At 56.4% G+C, this 6,962-nt stretch carries 5 protein-coding genes, 1 tRNA gene and 1 pseudogene; 2 read left to right on the top strand and 5 right to left on the bottom strand.

Annotated features, from left to right (window positions below):
* From ACIQ0G_RS09320 to ACIQ0G_RS09305, 4 genes are all read right to left on the bottom strand, one after another.
* Positions 1–1,174: PQQ-binding-like beta-propeller repeat protein (locus ACIQ0G_RS09320; protein WP_397577671.1), on the bottom strand; the 1,174-nt coding region annotated here is incomplete at its 3' end.
* Between the two features lie 69 nt (positions 1,175–1,243).
* Positions 1,244–1,909: a DJ-1/PfpI family protein gene (locus tag ACIQ0G_RS09315; protein WP_397577670.1), complete on the bottom strand. Its 666-nt coding sequence runs from the start codon at positions 1,907–1,909 to the stop codon at positions 1,244–1,246.
* 82 nt (positions 1,910–1,991) lie between these two features.
* Entirely contained in the window at positions 1,992–3,179 is a 1,188-nt protein-coding gene (locus tag ACIQ0G_RS09310; protein WP_397577669.1) for an acetyl-CoA C-acyltransferase, read from the bottom strand.
* A gap of 83 nt (positions 3,180–3,262) precedes the next feature.
* On the bottom strand, positions 3,263–4,999 hold the full coding sequence (locus tag ACIQ0G_RS09305) for a class I adenylate-forming enzyme family protein (RefSeq protein ID WP_397577668.1): 1,737 nt from the start codon (positions 4,997–4,999) through the stop codon (positions 3,263–3,265).
* A gap of 41 nt (positions 5,000–5,040) precedes the next feature.
* Here ACIQ0G_RS09305 and ACIQ0G_RS09300 point away from each other — a divergent pair, with 41 nt between their 5' ends.
* Positions 5,041–6,540 carry a coniferyl aldehyde dehydrogenase gene (locus tag ACIQ0G_RS09300; protein WP_397577667.1) on the top strand — a complete coding sequence of 500 codons (1,500 nt, stop codon included), beginning with the start codon at positions 5,041–5,043 and terminating at the stop codon, positions 6,538–6,540.
* 74 nt (positions 6,541–6,614) lie between these two features.
* Positions 6,615–6,698, top strand: a tRNA-Leu gene (locus ACIQ0G_RS09295).
* Between the two features lie 62 nt (positions 6,699–6,760).
* Here ACIQ0G_RS09295 and ACIQ0G_RS09290 read toward each other — a convergent pair.
* Positions 6,761–6,962: pseudogene (locus tag ACIQ0G_RS09290) on the bottom strand (short-chain dehydrogenase); the annotation flags it as partial.

Below are 6,962 nucleotides of genomic sequence, written 5' to 3'. Positions count from 1 at the left end.
AGCCGGTTGCCCAAGTGATGCCGTCGATGAACGGGTTTGCCGACAACAGCTTGCCGTTCAGCCGATCAATGGTGAAGAAAAACCCGTTCTTCGGCGCGTGGTAAAGAACTTTGCGTTCTTTGCCGCGGCGGGTTTCCGTCGCCAATATGATGGGCTGGGTCGCGGTGTAATCCCAGCTTTCGGCTGGCGTTTCCTGATAATGCCAGACATATTCGCCCGTGTCAGGCTTAAGCGCGACGATGGATGACAGGAACAGATTGTCCCCTTCGCCATTGGAACGAATCCCATGGTTCCACGGATTTCCGTTGCCAACGCCAAGGTACAATTGATCAAGCTCGGCATCATAAACAATGGCGTCCCAAACGGTGCCGCCGCCGCCACTTTCGCGCCAGTCACCCTTTTTGGGTTTGGCACTCCATGTTTTGTTTGCCGCTGTTTTTAAGATCTTATCGCTCGCGGCATTGTCGGGCTCGCCCTTGGGATTGGGCGTGGTGTAAAAACGCCATGCCTGTTTGCCGGTCGCGGCGTCATATGCGGTCACATAACCGCGCGCGCCGAACTCTGCGCCGCCAAAGCCAATAACCACCTTGTCCTTTACGACCCGTGGCACGCCTGTGATGGTGCCGTTGGATTTGAGGTCAAGCGTTTGGACACTCCACAATTGCTTGCCCGTGGTGGCGTCCAAGGAAATCAAACGTCCGTCGATGGTTCCGACAAAAACGCTGCCTTTCCAGAACGCAACGCCGCGGTTGACCACGTCGCAGCAGGCTTTGACGCCGCGCGCTTTGTCGACTTCGGGATCGAAGCTCCACAATGGTTTGCCGGTTTTGGCGTCATAAGAGAATACTTTGGACCAGGCAGTCGAGACAAACATTTTGCCGTCGACAACCACGGGTGTTGCTTCCTGCCCGCGCGCATCTGGCAAGTCAACGAACCAGGCAATGCCCAGATCCTGCACATTGCTGTCGTTAATTTGGGTAAGCGGGCTGTGCCGTTGCTCATTATAATTGAAACCCGTCATCGCCCAGTTTGAGCCATCACCGCCGGTTTTCAGATAATCACCGTTAATCTTAGCGAATGCGGGCACATCGGTCGGGCCTGCTATTTTTTGGCAAGAACCCAATAATAATGTCGCGCCAGCAAATGCGGCTGCGAACCAAAGCTTATTTGTCATATTTTTCCCCCTCGACGGAAAGGCTATGCCCTTGATTAGGCTTCGTCCAGTGGGAATTTAACTGACGGGTTAAATTATCTTTTTTATGGCGCTTTCCATCTCGGTCGCGGCCTTTTCATAGACGCGCGCGCGTAGGTTGGACAGAATCGCATCAGGTGCATTTGCCGGCGTTCCGCCGCTAAACGGCGGTGCCGGATCATATTCGAGCGCGAGCTGAATGGTGCGCGCAACATCTTCGCCTGCAATGTCTGAAATCAGTTCAAGCGCGAAGTCGATGCCCGAGGTGACGCCGCCTGCGGTGACCAAATTGCCATCGCGGACCACGCGCGCGGCGCGATGCGTTGCGCCAAACATCGGCAACAAATGTGTGTAAGCCCAATGGCATGTGGCTTCTTTGTCGCGCAGCAAATCGGCCGCGCCCAATATGAAGGCACCGGTGCACACGCTGGTGATATATTGCGCCCCGCGCGCTTGCGTGCGGACGAAATCGACGATCTGCGCATCAGCAATCGCATCGCGTACACCATGGCCGCCCGGAACGCAGATTATGTCCGCCTGCGGGCAGTCTGCGAAACTGGATCTGGGCAGAATGGAAAAGCCGCTATCGGTGGTAACCGCCGCGCCCGTTTTGCTGACGACATGAACATCCGCGCCCGGCAATCGCGAGAGGAATTGCACAGGCCCTGTGAAATCGAGTTGCGTGACATTGTCGAAGAGAAGGAAGACGATATTCATGCCGCATGCTTAACCTGCGCGCGGCAAAAAACAAAGGGCCGCCGGATTTCTCCGACGGCCCAAAGGTCGCAAATTATATCGATCAAATAAGCTCGATCGCCAAAGCCGTCGCTTCGCCGCCGCCGATGCACAGCGATGCGAGGCCGCGTTTCTTTCCATGGCGTTGAAGTGCGGCCACCAACGTGGTGATGATCCGCGCACCCGATGCACCAATGGGATGGCCCAATGCCGTGGCGCCGCCATGAACGTTAATCTTGTCATGCGCTATGCCCAGATCGTGCATTGCAAACATCGCGACGCAGGCAAATGCTTCATTCACTTCGAATAGGTCAACGTCGGCGATGGTCCAGCCAGCCTTGGCCAAGCATTTATTGATAGCACCGACCGGAGCGGTGGTGAATGCCGATGGCTCCTGCGCGTGCGCCGCATGCGCGACGATACGCGCAATCGGCTTTTGCCCATTGGCGTCGGCGACCGATTGGCGCGATAGCACAAGCGCGGCGGCACCATCTGAAATCGACGAACTGGTGGCGGCCGTGATCGTGCCGTCCTTCGCAAAGGCTGGCTTGAGCGTTGGAATCTTGTCAGGCATGCCTTTGCCGGGTTGTTCGTCGGTGTCGACGATGATGTCGCCCTTGCGTGTGGCAACGGTCACCGGAACGATTTCCGCCTTAAACGCGCCATCTGCAATTGCGCTTTGTGCGCGGCGTAATGATTCAAGGGCGTATGCGTCCTGTCCTTCGCGCGTCAGCTTATAATCGTCTGCGGTGTCTTGCGCGAATGTGCCCATGGCGCGGCCCGCTTCATATGCGTCTTCAAGGCCATCAAGGAACATATGGTCGTAGGCGGTGTCATGACCGATGCGCGCGCCGCCACGGTGCTTTTTCAGCAAATAGGGCGCGTTGGTCATGCTTTCCATGCCGCCGGCGATGACATAATCGACTGAGCCAGCGGCGAGTGCCTCGCTGCCCATGATGACGGTCTGCATGCCCGAACCGCAAACCTTGTTCACCGTCGTTGCTTGCACAGATTTGGGCAGGCCCGCTTTAATCGCGGCCTGACGTGCAGGCGCTTGGCCGAGGCCCGCTGGCAACACGCAGCCCATGTAGATGCGCTCAATCGCCGCGCCATCGACACCAGCGCGTTCAACTGCTGCCTTAACGGCAATTGCACCAAGGTCGGTGGCTGCAATGTCTGCCAACGCCCCTTGCATGGCCCCCATTGGGGTGCGGGCGTAGGACAGGATGACGACAGGATCGGCGTTATGCATGGGAGATTCCTTTGATTTTGGTTTGCCGCCCTATAGGTCGACGCTCTATCAAAAACAAATGTAAATCAGCCCTGTTGGGAATGTCAGAACAAGGCTTTCAAATCCCGTTTCAGGATTTTGCCATTCGCATTGCGCGGCAGGGTATCCTCGGTGAAGATGATCTTCACGGGTACTTTGAATTTTGCCAATCGTGCGCTGACATATTCGCGCAGCTCGTCCTCGCTTGCGGTCATGCCGGGCGCCAGATGGACCACAGCCGCGGGTTCTTCGCCGAGTGTCTGGTGCGGAATGCCAATCAGTGCGGCATCGGTGACCGCGGGATGTTCGTACAAGATATTCTCGACTTCAGACGAATAGATGTTCTCGCCACCGCGAATGATCATGTCCTTGGCGCGATCAACGATGAAGCAGAAGCCTTCGTCATCGACGCGGGCAAGATCGCCCGTGCGCACCCAGCCATCGACAAATGTTTCTGCGGTGGCGTCCGGACGGTTCCAATAGCCTTTGACGATTTGCGGGCCGCGTGCCCACAATTCACCGACTTCGCCAACAGGCAATTCAACCTGGCCATCCTCTGACATGATTTTCACGTCCGAGACTGCAACAGCTGGACCACAGCTGTCGGGGCGATTCAGATAATCTTCGGCAACATGCGATGTAACCGTCGCCATGGTTTCGGTCATGCCCCAGCCATTGCCCGGGAATGCGCCGAATATTTCGTAGATCTTGCTGACGAGCTCTGGCGCGGACGGTGCACCGCCATAGCTTATCGCGTCGATAGAGCTGAGGTCATATTTCTCACGGTCGGGGTGCTCGATTAACTGCCAAGCGATGAACGGCACGCCGCCCGTGGCGTTGATTTTTTCACGTTCGATAATCTCGAATGCCTTCACGGTATCCCATTTGTGGAGGAACACGATCTTGTGCCCTGCTTGAATCGTGGGGATCATGGACGCCGAACAAGCGGTGACATGGAACATCGGAATGACAAGCAGGCTCGCCCTTATGGTTGGTTCGGGCAAAGGATCACCCCGGCGCAATACAGTCGCAGCGCCAGAATAGGCGCTGGAAAAGCCATTGGTCAGCAGGTTGCGGTGCGAACCCAAGGCGCCCTTTGGCTTGCCGGTCGTCCCGCTGGTGTAGAAAATGGTGGCCGCGTCATCTGGCGCAATCGCCACATCAGGCAACGGCAGGTCAGCCAAATCGGCGTAGCTTTTTGGACCGCCAATGATGCTTTCGAGCGTGATGGCGGGCTCCGCCATTGTCGCTGTACCCGCGCGCGCGACCATGACATGCGCGAGCGCAGGCATCTCTGCTTTATAGGGCGATATGCGGTCCCAACGTTCCGCGTCGCAGATCAGAACCGCTGCACCCGAATCGGCCAAACCAAAGGCAAGCTCTTCACCCGTCCACCATGCATTTAACGGCACAACAATCGCGCCTGTCACTGCGGCTGCAAAAAAGGCGACTGGCCATTCAGGCAGGTTGCGCATGGCGAGGGCAACGCGGTCGCCCTTTTTTACGCCGCATGCTTGCAGCGCATGCGCGAGGGTCGCCACCGCGCGGTGCCAAGCTGCGTACGTGACGCGCTCATCCTCATACACCACAAATTCGCGGTCACCGAATGATGCATTGGCGTGCGCGGCCAGTACCGCGAGATTGGGTAGTGCGTTTTTCCAGACGCGCGTTGGCACTCCTTCAATCTCGGCCATTTCCATTTCGAACGGCATGCCAGGTGCACATAATGCAGCCTTTACCTGATCTCGCGTCATGACGGGCCAACCCGCAGGTGGCGTCCACTTTTTACCGGGCTCGATCATGTTCTCTCCAATATACGCGTCATGCTTTTTGCATGTTGAACATGTCGATACGCCAAAATGGTTTTCATTTGCAACGCTTCACGCTAGCAATTCATCAACTGGTTAAATGGAGAGAGAGAATGACCGCAAATATGCAGACTGTGCTCGAAAAGCAGCGCGCAGCATTTACCGCAGCTATGCCAGAATCGATGTCGGTCCGCCGCGACCGTATCGACCGCGCGATTGCGATGTTGATCGATCATGCGGAGGATTTTGCAAAGGCCGTTTCTGCTGATTTTGGTCATCGTAGCCGCGAACAAACGCTGCTGACCGACATCATGCCGTCTGTGAGCGCGATGAAGCATGCCAAGAAGCATTTTGAAAGCTGGGCCAAAGGTGAAAAGCGCAAGCCAACGTTCCCGCTAGGTCTGCTCGGTGCCAAGGCTGAAGTCGTTTACCAGCCAAAGGGCGTTGTCGGCGTTGTTGCGCCATGGAACTTCCCCGTTGGTATGGTGATGGTCCCGATGGCGGGTATTCTCGCCGCGGGTAACCGCGCGATGATCAAGCCGTCGGAATTCACCGAGCGCGTGTCGGCATTGTTCGAAGAGCTCGTGCCAAAATATTTCGCTGAAGAGGAAATGGCCGTTTTCACAGGCGGCGCTGAAGTTGGCATGGCGTTTTCAAAGCTGGCATTCGACCATATGATATTCACCGGCGCGACGGGCGTGGGCAAGCATATCATGCGCGCCGCAGCGGACAATCTCGTGCCCGTGACGCTTGAGCTTGGCGGCAAATCACCGACCATCATTGGCCGAAGCGCCGACACGAAAAAGGCTGGCGAGCGTATTGCCCTGGGCAAGATGATGAACGCGGGCCAAATCTGCCTCGCGCCCGATTATTTGATGGTGCCCGACGACCAAGAGCATGATGTCATCGCGGCGGTGAAGGCTGGCGCAATCGCGCAATATCCCACTTTGCTGCACAATGATGATTATACATCGGTTGTGAACGGCCGAAATTATGAGCGGCTTCAGGGCTATCTGGACGATGCGCGTGAAAAGGGCGCTGAACTCATCGAAATCAACCCTGCGGACGAAGATTTTGTCGGATCAAACGGCAACAAAATGCCGCTGACGATTGTCCGCAATGTCACCGACGACATGAAGGTGATGCAGGAAGAAATCTTCGGACCGATTCTGCCCGTCATGACCTATTCATCGATGGATGAGGCGATTGATTATGTGAATGCACATGATCGTCCGCTTGGCCTATATTATTTCGGAACGGACAAGGCGGAAGAAGAACGTGTGTTGTCGCGGACCGTCTCTGGCGGCGTAACGATCAACGACGTCGTCTTCCACAATGCGATGGAAGATCTGCCCTTTGGTGGAGTCGGGCCGTCGGGCATGGGCAATTATCACGGCGCAGACGGGTTCAAAACCTTCAGCCATATGCGTGCGGTCTATCGTCAGACCGGAGTCGATGTTGCCGGGATTGGCGGATTCAAGGCGCCTTATGGCAAAGCGACGCTGAAGACACTCGCTAAGGAACTTAAGAAATAAGGATGCGCTTGCATCGGGGCGGAGGCTCGGTTAGAGGAGCCTCCGCTTCAACAGGTTCGCCCTGACGAAGATGTGCCCCAGTGGTGGAATGGTAGACGCGCTGGATTCAAAATCCTGTTCCGAAAGGAGTGCCCGTTCGAGTCGGGCCTGGGGCACCACCATATTTTCTCAGACAGCTTGAAATCCGTTGGTCCGCAGTGCGATGCGGTATCGCTGACAATCAGAATCTGATCATGATCCGCTGGGCAAGTGCGGGCGATATCGAATACACAAGCCGAAGCAGCTTCACCATGCCGACATTCGCCTCAGGCGCGTTTGTCGCAATGGCATCAACGATTTCTGCGGCACATCCCTTTGCCGACATCTTTTTGCCATTTACGCGGCCGCGCGTCATTGCGGTGTCGACGACCGGCGGCAATGCT

Source organism: Sphingorhabdus sp. (genome assembly GCF_044354325.1).
Lineage (GTDB): Bacteria > Pseudomonadota > Alphaproteobacteria > Sphingomonadales > Sphingomonadaceae > Sphingorhabdus_B.
This window is presented reverse-complemented; position numbering and strand designations above follow the sequence as displayed.